The organism is Pseudoalteromonas sp. ECSMB14103, from assembly GCF_000813065.1.
GTDB lineage: Bacteria > Pseudomonadota > Gammaproteobacteria > Enterobacterales > Alteromonadaceae > Pseudoalteromonas > Pseudoalteromonas marina.
This window is the reverse complement of sequence record NZ_JWGY01000023.1, coordinates 1-1042: the sequence shown is the minus strand read 5'-3', so window position 1 is coordinate 1042 and position 1042 is coordinate 1. Positions and strand designations below refer to the sequence as shown.

1 protein-coding gene is annotated in these 1042 nt (G+C 36.0%); it reads right to left on the bottom strand.

Annotation, left to right across the window (positions count from 1 at the left end; all coding sequences use genetic code 11):
• Positions 1-135: 135 nt before the first annotated feature.
• Complete coding sequence (locus RF53_RS19045) at positions 136-942, bottom strand: hypothetical protein (protein ID WP_039038577.1); 807 nt, start codon at positions 940-942, stop codon at positions 136-138.
• Positions 943-1042: the final 100 nt, after the last annotated feature.

The window sequence follows — 1042 nt, the reverse complement described above, 5'->3', positions numbered from 1 at the left end:
TTAGGCAAGGATCAGTGCGTTTAACTTGACAGTGGGAGTCATACCAACGCCTCACTAAGAGGCAAATAATTGTTGGCTAAAATAGGCGACGAAGGAGCAAACAGCCAACTGTTATTTGTCCTTTTAAGTGATTTGTTAGTTTCCATTTTCACCAAACTTATTCAACAACTTTTCAGTTAGCATTTGCGCCTGTTCAATATCTTGAAATTCCATATCTTGATGAATACGCTGCTTGATAAAATCTAATTTCAAGTAAATATCGTTATCCTCTACTATTTTTAACCCAAAGTCTGCATATGCTATGACTTTTAAATAGTTTGGGTTTCCAGTGTCAGGATCGTAATTTTGATACTCTTTTACCAGCCTTAATATTGACTGCTCTCCACCAGTCAAAGCGACACTTTCGGAAAGGCGGTATTTCAATTTATTAAATTTAACTCTTTGCTTTATTGTGTCTTCTCTGCTTAATTCATCTAAGCCTTTACTTTGAAAATATTCTCTATCCGAAACAGCCCATAACTCTGTTACGGCATTATCGGAACCTAATTCAATTGCTTTAAAAAGTAATTCAACAAAATCATCAGATATAAAATTAAATTGTGAACAGCGCTCAAAACGAGACAAAACCTCTTCGATATACTCATAGGGCTCACCCACCTCATTTACTTTGCTCATCCATTTATCAAGTTCATCTTGAGTTTTGGGTATTGCGCTGCAACGACGTATTTCTTTTGCTTCAAGTAAGTATTCTTCTGCGGATGCAAGTTCACTAACACCTATATCAGTTTCAATCGTTGATTTTTCTTTGCGCTTTAAGTCTTTAGAAACAGCGTTTTCACTATCATTTTTATCGCTAAACTTTTCAATTTCACTATGTTCTTTTGGAATAAAATAGAAAACAACTAAGGCCAAAATTGATATAGCAAGAGCAAATTTTTTCACGAAACCTCGACAGGAAACTAACGCTTTGCTAAGGGGCCATTAATTGTTGGCTAAACTTGCGCGAAGCGCCAAGCCAACTGTTAATTGTCCCAGTGAGTTT